Source organism: Arthrospira sp. PCC 8006, assembly GCF_046480465.1.
Lineage (GTDB): Bacteria > Cyanobacteriota > Cyanobacteriia > Cyanobacteriales > Microcoleaceae > Limnospira > Limnospira platensis.
On record NZ_PKGG01000572.1, the window covers coordinates 1 to 419 of the forward strand.

The window sequence follows — 419 nt, forward strand, 5'->3', positions numbered from 1 at the left end:
AGTTTATAAGTCGTCTCATTGCTCTCTTGGCCGTAAATAGAGATGTCATCTAGTCGCCCCTGGTGGTGACTGACAAACTTCTCGCTCTGAACAAACATTCCCCCAGAACCACAACATGGGTCAAACACTCGCCCCTGGTACGGTTCCAGCATCTCCACTAGCACCCGCACCACCGCTTCTGGCGTGTAGAACTGGCCGCCCTTCTTCCCTTCAGCTAGGGCAAACTGACCTAGGAAATATTCATATACCTGCCCCAATAGGTCAGCCTGCCGGGGTTCGGTTCTAGGCTCAACCGGGTCTATCTCTAACTCCAGTTGCTCGTTCGATACTTTGGGAGACTGAGCCAAATTGACACTACCAATCATGTCAATGAGTCCCCCAAGTGAGGCGGGGTCGAGTTTCTGCTGACCATCGACCTT

General features: G+C 52.3%; 1 protein-coding gene. It reads right to left on the reverse strand.

What is annotated here, in order from left to right; genetic code table 11:
- The coding region (locus B9T16_RS29430) for a class I SAM-dependent DNA methyltransferase (RefSeq protein WP_410246472.1) at positions 1-419 on the reverse strand (419 nt) is incomplete at both ends.